Here is a 16,360-nt window from a genome sequence, read left to right as displayed (position 1 = left end):
ACTGCATCATATTGAGTAATGACTGGAAAATAGGACTGAAGCTATCGGCATTTGTCATTATTGCTGTATGGCTGGTTAGGACTTTTCTTGTTACATCATGTTTTATTCCTTCGTCGGGAATGGAAAATACACTTTATCAGGGCGAAGGGGTGCTGGTGAATAAGTGGAGTTATGGTCTGCGTATGCCTTTTCCTTCATTCTTAGGTTATCACCGTATCGGAAACTGTGATGTAGGGAAAGGGGATATTGTAATTTTCAATGATCCGGGGGCTACTCAGCGAAATAAACGGCTTGAGTGGCGCAGTGTCTTTATAAGCCGTTGTATTGCTACTCCCGGAGATACACTGATGTTGAATCGAGAGTTGATAAATACCGGAGATGAGATTTTAAGTCCGGACAGTAAGGCTTTGTATGTATATCCTGCATCGAAAGAAGATCTGATGAAGATTATATTGGATGCAGTAGGGCTGAAAGAAAATTCACTGGTAGGATATACCGAAGATGGAGGGTATATCCGTAGCTTTAGTCATTATGAATTTTATTTGGTTTCACAAAAAGCAGGACAGCGAATCGATTTTGTTCCGCTAAACAACAGACTTTCGCAAGAGATACATCCTTATGTTGTTCCTCGCAAAGGGGAAGCTGTAAAAGTATATCCGTGGAATGTAGTATTGTTATGTAATACAATTGTTTCGCATGAGCAGAAGCAGGCTGAAGTGCGGGGCGATACGTTGTGGGTAGAAGGAAAACCTGCCACTTCGTTTACATTCAGTAAAGACTATTATTGGATGGCTTCGAATGATCCTGTAAACTTGTACGATTCACGGCTGTTTGGTTTTGTTCCGGAAGATCATATTATTGGTAAAGCATGGTTTATCTGGTTTCCTTCCTGTAAAGAACGTTTTTTTCAACGTGTGCAATAAGAATGAAGAAAGAAGTTATACTTAGTTCGGCGTATCTTGCGCCAGTAGAATATTATACGAAGTTGTTTGCGTATGATACTATACATATAGAGCAGTTTGACCACTATATGAAGCAAACTTATCGTAATCGTTGCACGATAGCTTCGGCAGATGGAAGTTTGTCGTTGACTATCCCGACAGAAAAAAGTGATGATTTAAAATGCCTGATGAAGGATGTGCGTATTTCTGATCATGGCAACTGGCGGCATGTGCATTGGAACGCTTTTGTTGCAGCTTATAAGCAAAGTCCTTTTTTCGATTACTATGCTGATGAGTTTCATCGGTTTTATGAACATAGATATGAATTCTTGTTCGATTTTAATATGGAATTGTGTAACTGGATATGTGAACAGATCGATTTACATCCTTCCTTTGTAATGACAAAGGATTATGTTGCCAATGTAGAGGATATGGATGATTTTCGTGAATTGATACATCCTAAAAAAGCATATGTGCAGTGTGATTCGGATTTTCTGCCTAAACCTTATTATCAGGTATTTGACCAGAAAAACAATTTTTTGCCTAATCTCAGTATTATAGATTTGTTATTTAATATGGGACCTGAAAGTTTATTGGTTCTACGTGATAGTATTGTAAAACATGAATAATAGATAACTTATGAACAACCTACCTACAGTAACTAAAAATCTATTGATTATTAATGTATTGTGCTTTTTTGGCACAATAGTGGCACGACGCTACGGCATAGATGTGGAAAACTTGTTGGGATTACATTTTTTCCTGGCCTCTGATTTTAATCCTGCGCAGCTTATTACCTATATGTTTATGCATGCCAACTTCCAGCATATATTTTTTAACATGTTTGCCGTGTGGATGTTTGGCCGGGTGCTTGAACAAGTTTGGGGTCCTAAGCGTTTTTTATTTTACTACATCTTATGTGGAATAGGAGCCGGACTAATACAGGAGGCTGTACAGTATACAGAGTATTTGGTTAGTTGGTCGCACTACGATGGAGTAGATACAGGTATGGGAGTTATACCTATGGCTGAGTTTTTGAATCGTCTGAATACGGTTGGAGCTTCAGGTGCTGTATATGCTATTTTGTTAGCTTTCGGTATGCTGTTCCCTAACAGTCAGATGTTTATCTTCCCTTTGCCGATGCCGATTAAAGCGAAATATTTTGTAATCGGATATGCTGTGTTGGAGCTTGTTCTTGGTATTGCAGGAGGTGACGGAGTAGCTCATTTCGCACATTTGGGAGGAATGCTTTTTGGTTTTATTTTGATTATATATTGGAGAAAGAAGAATGGCGGCGGACAACAGTTTTATTACTAACCTAAAAGAAAATTTCAGGAGAGGGGATATTGTAACTCGGCTGCTATATATAAATATAGGAGTTTTCCTGGTTGTCACACTGGTAAACATTGTACTGACTTTGTTTAATCAGCCTGCTGGCTTTTGGACGAACTATTTGGAATTTCCCGCTTGGTGGGAGCGTTTTATCCGACAGCCTTGGTCGTTGTTTACCTATATGTTTATGCATGCTGGCATACTGCATATATTGTTCAATATGTTATGGCTGTACTGGTTCGGGCGTTTGTTCTTGCAATTTTTTTCGGCAAAACATTTGCGTGGCTTATATGTATTAGGCGGAATTGTGGGAGGATTGATGTATATGCTTGCATATAATTTGTTTCCCTATTTTGCTGGTGCGGTATATTCTTCTTATTTGTTAGGAGCTTCGGCTTCAGTGCTTGCTATTGTAATTGCAGTTGGTGTACGTGAGCCAAACTATCCTATTCAGTTGATGTTTGTCGGTACTGTAAAGCTAAAGCAGGTAGCCATATTCATGTTGTTGCTGGATTTGTTGTTTATGACTTCAGGAAATGCAGGTGGACATATTGCTCATCTGGGAGGGGCTTTAGCCGGTTGGTGGTTTGCCGCAGGGTTACAGAAGGGCCATGATGCAACAAAATGGATAAATAATATACTCGACTTTTTATCTGGAAGCTGGAAGCCTGTTCCCAGAAAGCCTAAAATGAAAGTGCATTACAGTGACAAGCAGAAAGACTATGATTTTAATACCAGAAAAAAAGAACGTACAGAGGAAATAGATAGAATATTAGATAAGTTGCGTAAGTCTGGCTACGGTAGTTTGACTGATGCTGAAAAAAAGAGCTTGTTTGATGCAAGTAAAAAGTAAATAAAGCTCGTTTGGGCTTCTGCCAATGGAAGAAAAATATATCCGAATGCAATATTGATAATATAAAATAATGTAGATATGAGGAAAATTGGATGTTTGGTTCGGTGGGTATTGTTTACCTTAAATATATTAGTTGCCATTGGCTTTTTGATAAGTGCTTACAGTCCGTATATATCTCCGGTCAGTCATCCGTTGTGGGCGTGTGCTGGGCTGTTTTTCCCTTTTCTGTTTCTTGCTAATCTCCTATTTATATTTGTGTGGGTTTGTATCAAATGGCAGTATGCTTTTTTTCCGTTGCTGGTTCTTGTTGCCGGCTGGAGCAGTATTTGGAACTATTGTCCGCTGGGATCAGAAGAGAAACCGGAAGGAGGAGAGGTAATTAAGTTGCTTACTTATAACACGCAGGATATTGCGTTAACGAAAGAGTATGATAAACAGGAAGGTAATCCTGTTCTCAATTACTTGCGGGACAGTGATGCTGATATTATTTGCTTGCAAGAGTTTAATCCTAGTGCAAAGGTAAAACAAAAGGAAATAGATCGTGCTTTGGCATGTTATCCTTACCATGTACGTGTAAAGGGAGAGGGGCCGGGCAGACTTGCTTGTTATTCACGCTATCCAATTCTTTCGGCAGAAACAATAGATTATAAGACTGAATCCAATGCCAGTATTCTTTATCGGTTGAAATTTGGAAATGATACTCTTGTGTTAATCAATAATCATTTGGAGTCGAATAAGCTTGATGCACATGATAAGACTGTATATAATGATATATTGAAATCTCCAAGGGAAAAGAATATAAAAAATGGGGGAAAGCATTTGTTTCATAAAATAGCAAAGGTTGTGGCTGTACGTGCCCCTCAGGCGGACTCTGTTGCACAGGCTATTGCTGTGAATCGTACTCGCTATATGCTTGTTTGCGGTGATTTTAATGATTCTCCTATCTCGTATGCTCATCGAGTAGTCGGACAGGGCTTGAATGATGTTTATAGAAAGGCGGGTAGAGGACCTGGTTTTACTTATTATGAGAATCGTTTTTATTTCCGCATAGACCATATTTTTGCCAGCGATGCTTTTCGTATACTGGAGTGTAAAATTGATCGTTCCATAAACGCTTCTGATCATTATCCGGTTTGGTGCTTGCTTGAAAAAACGAAATAAATTTTTATTGATGCTTGCCAGACCAAATTTCGGCGAAATACTTTTTATAGATTGATCTTTGTTTTATAATAATTCGCAACGAAAACAGGCTAACTTCTTTTCTGAAGTTGGCCTGTTTTTATTTTAGTTATGCAGTACAGCTGTTTTCTAACGATTTGATCTGTCAAATTATAATACTGATATGAAATGCTTCTTTGAAAAAGGGAAATTTATAGCTTAAAACTTAAATATTTAGAAACCTTTCCCTTTATAAATGAAAAAAAAACTATATTTGCAACCTTGAATAAACGTATATTAATTAAAAAGTAAATATATAAATTAAAGTAACATGCAAAACAAAGGATTCGTAAAGGTTTTTGCGATATTGCTGACCCTTGTATGTGTGTTCTATCTTTCGTTCTCTTTTGTAACCCGCTATCATATGAAAAAGGCGGCAGAAGATCCGAAAGGGGAAACTCACTACCTTGATTCAGTACAGAATGAAAAGGTTTGGTTGGGCAGTTATACGCTGAAACAATGTCGTGAGATGGAAATCGGACTGGGACTTGACCTGAAAGGTGGTATGAACGTTATTCTGGAAGTTTCTGTACCGGATGTTGTAAAAGCTTTGGCTGATAACAAAACAGATGAGGCATTTAATAAAGCCGTTGCTGAAGCTGCAAAACAACAGGTTACCAGTCAGGATGATTTTATCACAATTTTTATTCGTGAATACAAGAAACTGGCTCCGGAAGGAAAGCTGGCAGAGTTATTCGCTACTCAACAGTTAAAGGATAAAGTAACTACACGCAGTACTGATGCTGAGGTTGAAGCTGTATTACGCGAAGAAGTGAAAGCTGCGGTAGACAATTCTTATAATGTATTGCGTACTCGTATCGACCGCTTTGGTGTGGCTCAGCCTAATATCCAGACATTGGAAGGTAAGATGGGACGTATCATGGTAGAATTGCCTGGTATTAAAGAACCAGAACGTGTCAGAAAATTGTTGCAGGGTTCTGCTAATCTGGAATTCTGGGAAACTTTTGAAGCAAAAGAAATCGTTCCGGTATTAGCTTCTGCTGATAGTCGTGCTCGTGATTTGCTTGCAGGAACAGCTACTGATTCTGTACAAACAGATACTGTTGCTACTGCTCAGCCTGCAATTTCTGCTAAAGACAGTTTAGCTGCTGCATTGAAAGGTGAAACTGCTTCTAATGCTTCTGGTGCAAATATTGAACAAATGAAGAAGGAACATCCGTTGCTTTCTGTTCTTCAGTTGAACCAGAGTGGCGTAGGAGCTATTGTTGCTTATGCAGACCGTAACGATACAGCTGAAGTTAATCGTATCTTAAGTATGCCTGAAATACAGAAGCAGTTACCTCGTGATCTGAAATTGATGTGGGGTGTTGCTGCTGCTGACTTTGATAAGAGCGGACGTATTTTCGAATTGTATGCAATTAAATCTACAGAGCGTAATGGCCGTGCTCCTTTGGAAGGTGATGTCGTAACTGATGCAAGAGATTCTTACGACCAGTATAATAAACCGTGCGTGAGCATGTCTATGAATACAGAAGGTGCTCGTCGCTGGGCTGCTTTGACTAAACAAAATGTTGGCAGATCAATCGCTATTGCATTGGATGGTTATGTATATAGTGCTCCACGTGTTAATGGTGAAATTCCTGGAGGACAGTCAGAAATCTCTGGTAGCTTTACTCCGGAACAGACAAAAGACTTGGCTAACGTGCTGAAGTCTGGTAAAATGCCGGCACCTGCACGTATTGTACAGGAAGATATCGTAGGACCATCTTTGGGACAGGAATCTATTAACCAAGGAATTATTTCATTCGTAGTTGCACTGGTTGTCTTGATGATTTATATGTGTGCTATGTATGGATTTATTCCGGGTATGATTGCAAACTGTGCATTGTTTGTTAACTTCTTCTTTACATTAGGTATTCTATCTTCTTTCCAGGCTGCCTTGACAATGTCTGGAATTGCCGGTATGGTGCTTTCACTTGGTATGGCGGTGGATGCTAACGTATTGATTTATGAACGTACAAAAGAAGAGTTGAAGGCTGGTAAGGGAACTAAACAAGCTTTGTCGGAAGGTTATGCTAATGCATTCTCAGCAATTTTCGACTCAAACTTGACTTCTATTATTACTGGTATTATCTTGTTTAACTTTGGTACTGGTCCTATCCGTGGATTTGCCACTACATTGATTATCGGTATTCTTTGCTCATTCTTTACAGCTGTATTCTTGACTCGTCTGGTTTACGAACATTATATGGGTAAAGATAAGTGGTTGAACTTGACCTTTACTACTGGTATTTCGAAGAACCTGATGCAGAATGTGCATTACAACTTTATGGGTGTTACCAAACGTTCTTTCATAATTTGGGGAGCTGTAATTGTTGTTTGTATCATTTCATTCTTTGTTCGCGGTTTGTCACAAAGTATTGACTTTACCGGTGGACGTAACTTCGTTGTTCAGTTCGAACAGGTTGTACAACCGGAAACTGTACGTAGCTTGTTGCAGCCAAAGGTGGGTGATGCTAATGTTCAGGCTATTGCATTGGGTACAGATGGTAAGACTATCCGTGTTACAACAAACTACCGTATAGAAGAAGATTCTCCAACTATCGATGCTGAAATTGAGGAATTCTTGTATGATGCATTGAAAGAGGGTAATTTGCTTGGTGAAGGAACTACACTTGAAATATTTATCGACCGTGATAACCGTACTGGTGGTTCAATCATCAGTTCACAGAAAGTTGGTCCAAGTATCGCTGATGATATCAAAACATCTGCTGTTTGGTCAGTTGTGTTGGCTCTGATTGCAATTGGTCTGTATATTTTAGTTCGTTTCCGCAATATTGCCTATAGTGTAGGTGCTACTGTTGCATTGGCTGTTGATACACTGTTGATTATTGGTATGTATTCTATTTGGTATGGTATACTGCCTTTCTCATTGGAAATCGACCAGACATTCATCGGTGCTATTTTGACTGCAATCGGTTACTCAATCAACGATAAGGTGGTAATTTTCGACCGTGTACGTGAATTCTTCCACTTGTATCCGAAACGTGACCGTGCTAAATTGTTTAACGACTCACTGAACACTACATTGTGCCGTACTATTAATACCTCATTAAGTACTTTAATCGTATTGTTGAGTATTTTGATTTTAGGTGGTGATAGTATTCGTAGCTTTGCCTTTGCAATGATTCTGGGTGTTGTTATCGGTACTTTGTCATCATTGTTCGTGGCAGCTCCAGTTGCATATCTGACAATGGGACATAAGATGAAAGATACAGAAAAAGCAGAAGCTTAATAAATTTATTTAAATTATAGATTGAGGTAAAAGCCTCTACCATAGCACTTATGGTAGAGGCTTTTCTTTTGTATGCTCGGCATGAGTATTAGCTAACGGGTGCAAGTCCCCAATGAGCCCTAATAGCGGGAATCATACAGCCAAAAGCAAGGGTGTCCATCGCGAGTTGGAATCTGAAAGAAGCTGGCGGCAAACATCTGGTCTGACGAACAGAAACTTCATATAAGGCATATGACCGTGGGTAAGGTTGCGAAACAAACTAAAGCCCTATAGCTATTCGGGACGGTTAGTGTAAATGGAGCAGACATAAGATTGAAAGTTAATACCCTTATCCGAGGAGGTCTCACGGACATATGGTGAGGATGAATGATTCGAAGTACCATGATGGAGTAAAGCTTGCCGTGAGAAGTCAGCAGAGGTCGTAGTACCCAAGGCATGTATGCCTATAGGGAAGGACCAAACTTTATTTAAACGGCATAACTGAAAACTACCGTTTGTTGGAACGAATGCATAAAACCAAAACAGAAGTATTGGGCTACCTTTAAAGAGATAGGACGGAATCCGAAGGGTATAAAGGAGCGCAGACCTACAAATGGATGGTTGAAGAAGATGTCGTGGAAGTGTCTTTCGAAGAATACGAAAGGCATCCATAGTAAAGAACCGCCGTATGCCGAACGGCACGTACGGTGGTGTGAGAGGTCGGAAAACGAAAGTAGGAAGAAAACTACTTCGTTTTCCTCCTACTCGATTGTATGCTCGGCATGAGTATTAGCTAACGGGTGCAAGTCCCCAATGAGCCCTAATAGCGGGAATCATACAGCCAAAAGCAAGGGTGTCCATCGCGAGTTGGAATCTGAAAGAAGCTGGCGGCAAACATCTGGTCTGACGAACAGAAACTTCATATAAGGCATATGACCGTGGGTAAGGTTGCGAAACAAACTAAAGCCCTATAGCTATTCGGGACGGTTAGTGTAAATGGAGCAGACATAAGATTGAAAGTTAATACCCTTATCCGAGGAGGTCTCACGGACATATGGTGAGGATGAATGATTCGAAGTACCATGATGGAGTAAAGCTTGCCGTGAGAAGTCAGCAGAGGTCGTAGTACCCAAGGCATGTATGCCTATAGGGAAGGACCAAACTTTATTTAAACGGCATAACTGAAAACTACCGTTTGTTGGAACGAATGCATAAAACCAAAACAGAAGTATTGGGCTACCTTTAAAGAGATAGGACGGAATCCGAAGGGTATAAAGGAGCGCAGACCTACAAATGGATGGTTGAAGAAGATGTCGTGGAAGTGTCTTTCGAAGAATACGAAAGGCATCCATAGTAAAGAACCGCCGTATGCCGAACGGCACGTACGGTGGTGTGAGAGGTCGGAAAACGAAAGTAGGAAGAAAACTACTTCGTTTTCCTCCTACTCGATTGCCTATGATTTTTTATTGCTGATTATTGAGTTTGAAGAACAAAGTAGGCATAGATTTGTTTTATCTATGTACTGTAAGATTAACAGACTGACTAAACAACTAACTAAACTATTCAAAGTATGAAAAAAAGATTTTTTTTCGCAATGGCGCTTGTAGCTGTTGCAATGGTGGGTAATGCACAAGATGCATACGTAGGTAATAAATTCTTTGATAATTGGTACATGGGTATCAAAGGTGGAGGCATTACCCCAACAACACATTCTGCATTCTGGAAAAATATGCGTGGAACAGCTGGTATTGAGCTTGGGAAACAAATTACTCCGGTGTTGGGAGTTTCTTTTGAAGGACTGACAACTGTCAACACGAGCGAAAGCCGTACAGCGTTTGATGCACTTAATTTGGGAGCCTTGGGTAAAATCAACTTAAATAACTTATTTGGTGGCTATTTGGGAAAGCCCAGATTGTTTGAAGTTGAGGCGATTGCCGGCATTGGCTGGGGACATGATTTTGTAAATTCAGGTCTGGGCTATGACAAATCATATATGGTAAGCCGTTTTGGAACAAGTTTTAACTTCAATTTAGGAGAGGCGAAAGCTTGGACTATAAATGTACGTCCTGCTATTGTATATCAGATGTCAGGAAACAGATCGCAGATTTTAAATGTTAATAAATCAGCTATAGAACTTTTGGCGGGTGTGACCTATCATTTTGCAAGTAGTAATGGAAAGCATTACCAAACAATTCAGACTCCATACAACCAGGCTGAAGTTGATATGCTGAATGATGCAATTAACACATTGCGTGCAGAATCGGCTGCAAAAACAGAAGGACTTGAAGCTTTGCAATATGAAAATGATCAGTTGAAAGAAAAACTGAATGAGTGTATGAATGCACCGAAAGAGGTTGAAACTATTGTTCAGAATACTCACTCTAAGTCTTTAGAGTCGGTTATTACTTTCGGACAAGGAAAGGCTACTGTAAGTGCTGATCAGTTGCCAAATGTAGAACGTATTGCTACATACATGAAGAATAATCCTTCTAGTACAGTTGTTATTAAAGGATATGCTTCTCCTGAAGGTAGTGCAGAGATTAATGCACGTATTGCTAAGCAACGTGCAGAGGCTGTGAAGACTATCTTGATTAATAAATACAAAATAAGCGCAAGCCGTATTACGGCAGAAGGTCAAGGAGTAGGAGAAATGTTCTCAGAACCAGACTGGAACCGCGTAAGTATTGCAACACTGAACGAAGCAGAATAAAACTCTAGTTTGTTTTTCGGAAAAAGGAGCTATGTCAGAATTTAGACATGGCTCCTTTCTTTTTGTACCCTCGTCGGGAATCGAACCCGAATCAAAAGTTTAGGAAAGTCTTGTTCTAACTCTAATAATCAGTGGATTACAACGGATATTGTGATTTTTGTAGAATATTTGTAGAAATAGTATAATAATTAGGCTTTCTACAAAGAAAATGGAAAACCCCACTTCTACAAAAAGAAGCGAGGTTTTCACTAATGCAACACCGATATAAATTCGGCACTGCAAAGATACAAAAAACGTGCGTACTTCTCAGTATGCACGTTCTGAAATGAAAAAAGTATTCTACAAAAGCTATTTTTTTAGCTCTATATATTCAGTATATGTAATTTTGTTGTGTGGATTTGAATTTACAACATCCATCTTTATAGCCTTCACCCCAAATCGGAAGAAAAGAAACTTTTTCGGTATCTTGTGTATGATATGGTGTAATGTATCGGCACTTTCTATCTTAGCGAATAATACCCCTTTATCAATAGTTCCCCTTAAATCTATCCAAGAATCACGCCATCGAAAATTTAAAAGAGTATCAAGCTGGTTGCGATACACTATGCTATCACGTACTTTTGTTTCTATTTCTATCTCCGTTTTAGTGGCTGTTGTTGTAGCTGCCTGAATGCGTTTGAGTTTTATATTCAAATCATCTACTGTTTTGGTAAGATCCTTGTTTTTCTTCTCCAGCTCATTTTTCGTCAGTTCCAGCCTTAAAACAGAAGTAGCGTTTTTCCCTGCTTCTGTTTTGTAGTGTTCCACATCTGAAAGTAATGCTGCTTGGTTACTATCCAAGCGATTACGTTCTTTCTTTACGCTATCTAATCGTTTAAACAGAAAGATATTTGTTCCTACGAGTAAAACAAGCGCAATAAATAAAAATTTACGCATAATCTTCTATATATTTAAGGATTGAATCAACGTGCAACTGGATAATTTGAGCCTTTCCTTCTGGAGATAGTAGAAACTTGCAATCTGTTTCATTATCCATAAAGAAGTTTTCCGTTAAAACAGCCGGGCATGAAGTCTTTTTGAGAATGTAGAAATTATTTTCCCAATCTCCATCCCCATCCGACCAATCACCTCTAATTTTCCAAGTTCCTCCAAACATTCTATTAGCCATATCCCAGAAAACTTGCGCCAAATCATCAGCTTTTGTTTTTCCAGGACTGGTATGTATTTCCCATCCTGTACCCTTGCCAGTTCCAGAAGCGTTACAATGAATAGAAACAAGAAGCGTTTTTGTCTTACCGTATCGGGCTGCTATCTCGTTTGCTCTTCTGGCTCTTTCTGCCAAAGGTACGTCTATATTTTCCTTTACCAACAATTCAGCATCTATACCTTTTGCTCGTAATTGGTTATATACGCCTTTGGCAATTTCTCTGGCATATTCCCACTCAAATAACTGTGATCCGTCCGACCACTTCGGAGATCTTTTACCTGGTGTATTTTCTCCGTGTCCGTTGTCTAATAATACTTTCATACGTTTTTATTTTCATTTTTTTCGCTTAAACATTTGGTTACTCCAGCCGAAGCAAACAAAGCAGTGATAGCACCGACAAAAGCCGATAATCCCATAAGATCGGTTTTGATAGACTTGTTTACGATTACTTCATAAACCAAAATAAAACCGACAATAAGCAGAAGGAAGCACCCCATTAAGGTAACGGCAACAAGAAAAAAACTCTTGCTACTGTGCCCCGATCCATTTTTGATAAGTTCTTTCAGATATTCTGTTACTCTCATAACTTGCGTTCTTTTACTTCTGGAAGGATATACTGAATGTGCATGGCTGCAAAATGAAGTTTTTTTCTGATTGCTTCCTCATCAAAATCATCAGGGATGGATTCTGTAAAATCACAGACCAAAGAACCAACCCAATCATGGGTAGTATCGTGTAATTTTTGAACGATTAAAGACTGTGTTCCATTGGAACTAAACATAGCCTTTGCACGTGTTCCATCCAAACTATCAATATCACGTATCAGCATAAGTTCATTTCGAGCCATTGAAGCCGTAAACTTTGGAAGTTCAGACATCTTAATATCTTGCCAAAAGTCACTAATACGGGCAACCCCTTTAGCGGTAACTTCATACAAGATTGTGAGATAATGATTATCTCCTAAAGGATATGGTTGTATAATATACACACGATCACATGAAAGATCATTCAATACTTTATGAATTTCACCATACACACGAGCAGAGTTTTCACTTCTGCGAGTGCTTTTTCTTTCTAATTGTCTTTCAAGTTCTTTAGCCTTAATATCAGCAAGCCGATTATGCTTTAACTGATTATACGCAAACCAGCCCGTACCCAAAGCTGTTATACACGCAAATAATGCTGCCCAATCCATATTTTATTAAGTTATTGATTAATAACTGCAAATATAATCATTCTGGCGTACATATACACCAAAAGTAAAAAATTAAATGCTTCATTATTAATAATGGATATACTCTATTGAAACCCCACTCATGCTTAGAGCACTCCATCCGCATTTCTCAGCCGTTATAACATAGTAACTTATATCTTCCCATCTTATTCCATTATAAATGAAAACAGAATCATACCTTGAAATGTACACCCAATTTTTTTCAGGATTTTCTGGAGCTTGATCCAGTTTCCCTTTCCATATTATCGGGTTGTTTTCGTATGTTGGGATTTCATTCCATTGACCGAACCAATAGACATAATTTCTGTTTTTTTCAGTATTATAATACATATAACCATTTGATGGGTTTGGGATAACCTTATTTGACTGACCTTTCCAACTTAAAAGTGACGGGCTGTATGCCCCTTTTTCAATAATACCTATTAGTTCAATGACACCATTTATCCATGTTATCTTATTAGGGTCTGTCCATGACAATAAGTCTGATTCAGAAGAATTTGAGGATGTTCCCCTTAATTGCCCCCCATCATCAATACAAACTGAACTGTACCTAATACTTCCTACTGTTCGGGTATATGGTGGATAACAGCCATTATGTAATATTACCCTTGAACCTATGTATTGGATTTCATTTGGCAATATTATAGTAGCCCCGTTACTTTCTCCCTCCATATCGACCTTTAGATTTAATTCTTTATTGATTTTATAGCCGTATTGTCCTTGACTGCTGTCTTTTGTATATATAGCGTCACTTTCCTCTACTAAATGGAAATTCGTTTTCAAATACCCAGAAAATGTTCCCGAAGTTCCTTCCATTGAGCCATCATCCAATATCTTAAACTTTCCATCCTTTGAAAAAACTTTCTTTACAATTAAATTGTTTGTGTCAATAAGGTCATTTTTCAGATAACCTCCTTCAATAATTGTCTGTTTTAGTACAGCATTGTCCTTTAAGTCCTTAAAACTGCCACCAATAAACTCATCAAACTTTTGTGAATATTCATCCGAATACCCTTTCAGTTTGTCTTGAATAGCCTTGTTTGCAACTTCTACAGCAGTGTTAAAGTCGGCATACGCACTGTTGAAAGTGGCATATTTGTTATCAACATTGTTTTTTTCGGTTACAGTGGTTCTACCATCGGCGATAGCGGAATTGATTGCGCTGATAAGGTTTTCAATACTGCCCATAAGCGTAACCTTGGCATTCAGAAGCCCGGTTTTTGCCGTTCCCGTAAGATAGGCGTTTGTGTACAGTTTGTTATACGCAGCTTCCACGGCAGCTTTCGTGTTGTTCACTGTGTTGATGTACTTTTCAATTGCTTTCGCTTCCGCTTCCGTAATTATGCCGTCAGCAAACGCACCGTTCACATAGTTATTCAGATTTCCAATGGCAGTATTAGCGTTTTTTGCGCTCTCAACAGCGGTGTTGGCGGTGTTCTGTGCTTGGGTTATCAGATTGCTCACATCTTCCCATTCGCTAAGTTCGTATAATCCCGATGAACCCGACTGGAATCTTATCTTTCCTGATATAATACTATTCAATAGATCAAAATAAGTTTTTCCATCAGTCGAAACAATTTTATCAGTTGTTATTCTTCCAGGAACTATTTCAGTAAAGCCGAATAGTTCAATAAATGAACGTTCTCCTTCAAATTCACTGTTTAGAATACCTACAAGGAAATGATAATACCCCTCTACGCCTTCCAGCTTGATAGCGTTTTTACTTAAAACGTATGATCCAGTAGTGCCATTTTTATTAGCCTTCACATAGAGATAATACCCTACGGTTTCCGTCAAAGTTGGAGAAGTGTATTTTTCAATATCCCAAAACTTATACTCACTGGCTTTATGCCCAGAAGAAAGTGTATCAATCCCGATAGTCATGTGTTGTAATATTCCACCTGGAGCTGAAAGCACTTTCTTTTTGCTGTCATAGGTAACGAAATATTCTACTTGTGTCGGATTGGTTTTGTTGTTCACGAAACGAAACTGCAAACTTTCATCGCCAACAAGCAAACTCATTGTTTGTACCGAAATCGGACTGATAGAGCCTGAGAAATGCAAAAGAGCGTCATTCAACATTGAAATAGTTTCTTTTGCATCCCTGAAACGTCTTTTTGTAAATTGAATAGAGTTTTTATATTGGTTATCGGTTTTAACCTCGTTACTCTCTATCTTGTTTAATTCGCTTGAAACCGTTACGCCAGTAGTAGTATTGGATAATTCAATAATCGGGCTGTAAGGTCTGTGTATATACTCCTTAATACTGGTAATCCTTATCTTTATACCTTCTGGTATGAATTGCGGATCTTTAAAGAGTATATAACCGCCCAATTTTATTTTGCCACCAATAGAGAGCCAACGCTTTTTGGAATAAATGCTATCCAATTCTCCTTTGAATGTGAATTTTGGATCTTCATTCTCATAAAGATATTTGGCTGCTTCCCTGAACATATCCCAGCTTGCACCTTCTTTCGTTGAGTTATTGCAAATGTACGCATCCGGCAACTGTATTCCGAACACAGCGTATTTATCCACCAGGTTAGGCTTATATATGTCATTGGGCATAATCTGACCGTCTATTTCTTGTGGTGTTATCAAGAATTTACGTTCTTTATGAACATATTTAACTTCAAACTCTTTATTACTGCCAGCAAGCATACCAGACTGAAATATAACAGTCATGTTATTGCCTTCTATCACGTAATCCTCAAAATTCAGATCATCAGGAATAGAACTATCTATAAAATCATAGAAATTCTTTTCTTTATCAGAAACAACAACATTAGAAACACTGCCTACTCTTTTAGGTGAAATATGAGAACAATCCAAACTATCCTCTTGAACATCCGTAAGGGTTGTATCAGCCCGTTTTATATACAAGCCTTCCGCATCCGAAACGTAAGCACGCCCTTCATACTCCAATCTTTGATTTTTGGGCAAAAGCAATTCCTTAGATCCATATTTGCTAAAGTCTATATTCTGCTCCCCACCTTGAACGTACAATATGGTAACTGGTCTATTTCCGTCCTTGTTGGAGCGTCCTAAACCTGGAACAAAACCTTTATCTTTCCCATATTCAAGAGGCAAAGGCTCACCCTTGTTATATTCAACTTTACGCAAGTGTATCGTTTTGATAGCTGGATCTATTTCATACTCCGTCTTAAACGTATCGGCAATAGTAGGCAAAGCCTCACTACAAAAGATATGGTTGTAGTTAATAGTCTTTTCTTCTGCTTCGATACATTCGCCAACCTTCCAACCGCTATCTCTCATGTTGAGATTATCTACAATTAACTGTAGATGCTCGTGAGGTTTTGCAGTGTAATCGAACTTTAAACGCTTAGAAACAATATCCCGGCATTTGTATTTACCCAATATTGCGCCTATGTCATACATTACAAGAGTGTATTCAAAATTCCGACTACTTTTCTTCTTGAAGTCGTCAGGATCCATAAGGTAGTAAGTGATATTCTTGTAGATACAATAAGCTCCTACGGGAATGTTTATGAACTCTTCACTGGCAAAGTACAGATAAAGAGTGCCTACATTCTGTAAAGCCGTATATCGGTAGCTGCTTGTATCTACCAGAATATCAATCTCCTTGTTGTTGAAATGTATTTTCATGTT

The 16,360-nt window shown here is 38.7% G+C and carries 13 protein-coding genes and 1 pseudogene; 7 read left to right on the top strand and 7 right to left on the bottom strand.

Going from position 1 to position 16,360, the window contains the following annotated elements:
• The first annotated feature begins 11 nt into the window (after positions 1–11).
• The 6 genes from lepB (at position 12) to secDF (ending at position 7,600) form a co-directional block, all read left to right on the top strand.
• Positions 12–923 (top strand): signal peptidase I, encoded by a 912-nt coding sequence (lepB, locus tag ACDG22_RS02635; RefSeq protein WP_118485199.1) that lies wholly within the window; start codon positions 12–14, stop codon positions 921–923.
• 2 nt (positions 924–925) lie between these two features.
• Entirely contained in the window at positions 926–1,570 is a 645-nt protein-coding gene (locus ACDG22_RS02630) for a WbqC family protein (protein ID WP_270230709.1), read from the top strand.
• 10 nt (positions 1,571–1,580) lie between these two features.
• The gene (locus tag ACDG22_RS02625) at positions 1,581–2,258 is read left to right on the top strand and encodes a rhomboid family intramembrane serine protease (RefSeq protein WP_022126435.1); all 678 of its coding nucleotides are present in this window, start codon (positions 1,581–1,583) and stop codon (positions 2,256–2,258) included.
• A complete protein-coding gene (locus tag ACDG22_RS02620; protein WP_270669033.1) occupies positions 2,230–3,126 on the top strand; it encodes a rhomboid family intramembrane serine protease in 897 nt (298 codons plus the stop codon). The genes ACDG22_RS02625 and ACDG22_RS02620 overlap by 29 nt, the downstream gene beginning before the upstream one ends.
• A gap of 78 nt (positions 3,127–3,204) precedes the next feature.
• The gene (locus ACDG22_RS02615) at positions 3,205–4,287 is read left to right on the top strand and encodes an endonuclease/exonuclease/phosphatase family protein (protein ID WP_118485202.1); all 1,083 of its coding nucleotides are present in this window, start codon (positions 3,205–3,207) and stop codon (positions 4,285–4,287) included.
• A 328-nt stretch (positions 4,288–4,615) separates the two neighbouring features.
• A complete protein-coding gene (secDF, locus tag ACDG22_RS02610) occupies positions 4,616–7,600 on the top strand; it encodes a protein translocase subunit SecDF (protein WP_270669032.1) in 2,985 nt (994 codons plus the stop codon).
• A 273-nt stretch (positions 7,601–7,873) separates the two neighbouring features.
• On the opposite strand, the pseudogene ACDG22_RS02605 reads toward secDF, so the two are convergent.
• Both ACDG22_RS02605 and ACDG22_RS02600 read right to left on the bottom strand, forming a co-directional pair.
• Positions 7,874–8,350, bottom strand: a pseudogene (locus tag ACDG22_RS02605) (hypothetical protein); the annotation flags it as partial.
• Positions 8,351–8,553: 203 nt separating this feature from the next.
• A complete protein-coding gene (locus tag ACDG22_RS02600) occupies positions 8,554–9,036 on the bottom strand; it encodes a hypothetical protein (protein ID WP_370858851.1) in 483 nt (160 codons plus the stop codon).
• Positions 9,037–9,149: 113 nt separating this feature from the next.
• Between ACDG22_RS02600 and ACDG22_RS02595 the strand changes: the two genes are divergently transcribed.
• Positions 9,150–10,289, top strand: coding sequence for an OmpA family protein (locus ACDG22_RS02595; protein WP_270668866.1), 1,140 nt, complete (start codon positions 9,150–9,152; stop codon positions 10,287–10,289).
• A 348-nt stretch (positions 10,290–10,637) separates the two neighbouring features.
• On the opposite strand, the gene ACDG22_RS02590 is transcribed toward ACDG22_RS02595, so the two are convergent.
• From ACDG22_RS02590 to ACDG22_RS02570, 5 genes are all read right to left on the bottom strand, one after another.
• A complete protein-coding gene (locus tag ACDG22_RS02590) occupies positions 10,638–11,225 on the bottom strand; it encodes a DUF6549 family protein (protein ID WP_117875650.1) in 588 nt (195 codons plus the stop codon).
• The gene (locus tag ACDG22_RS02585) at positions 11,218–11,817 is read right to left on the bottom strand and encodes an N-acetylmuramoyl-L-alanine amidase (RefSeq protein WP_061411634.1); all 600 of its coding nucleotides are present in this window, start codon (positions 11,815–11,817) and stop codon (positions 11,218–11,220) included. The genes ACDG22_RS02590 and ACDG22_RS02585 overlap by 8 nt, the downstream gene beginning before the upstream one ends.
• Positions 11,814–12,080 carry a hypothetical protein gene (locus tag ACDG22_RS02580; RefSeq protein ID WP_022402196.1) on the bottom strand — a complete coding sequence of 89 codons (267 nt, stop codon included), beginning with the start codon at positions 12,078–12,080 and terminating at the stop codon, positions 11,814–11,816. The genes ACDG22_RS02585 and ACDG22_RS02580 overlap by 4 nt, the downstream gene beginning before the upstream one ends.
• Positions 12,077–12,691, bottom strand: a complete 615-nt coding sequence (locus ACDG22_RS02575; RefSeq protein ID WP_050440884.1) for a hypothetical protein — start codon at positions 12,689–12,691, stop codon at positions 12,077–12,079. Before ACDG22_RS02575 ends, ACDG22_RS02580 begins: the two co-directional genes overlap by 4 nt.
• Before the next feature lie 87 nt (positions 12,692–12,778).
• Complete coding sequence (locus ACDG22_RS02570) at positions 12,779–16,357, bottom strand: hypothetical protein (RefSeq protein WP_270672656.1); 3,579 nt, start codon at positions 16,355–16,357, stop codon at positions 12,779–12,781.
• Positions 16,358–16,360: the final 3 nt, after the last annotated feature.

The organism is Phocaeicola coprocola, from assembly GCF_041333015.1.
GTDB classification, from domain to species: Bacteria; Bacteroidota; Bacteroidia; order Bacteroidales; family Bacteroidaceae; genus Phocaeicola; species Phocaeicola coprocola.
The sequence above is the reverse complement of the archived record's forward strand: the minus strand, read 5'-3'. Positions and strand labels throughout refer to the sequence as shown.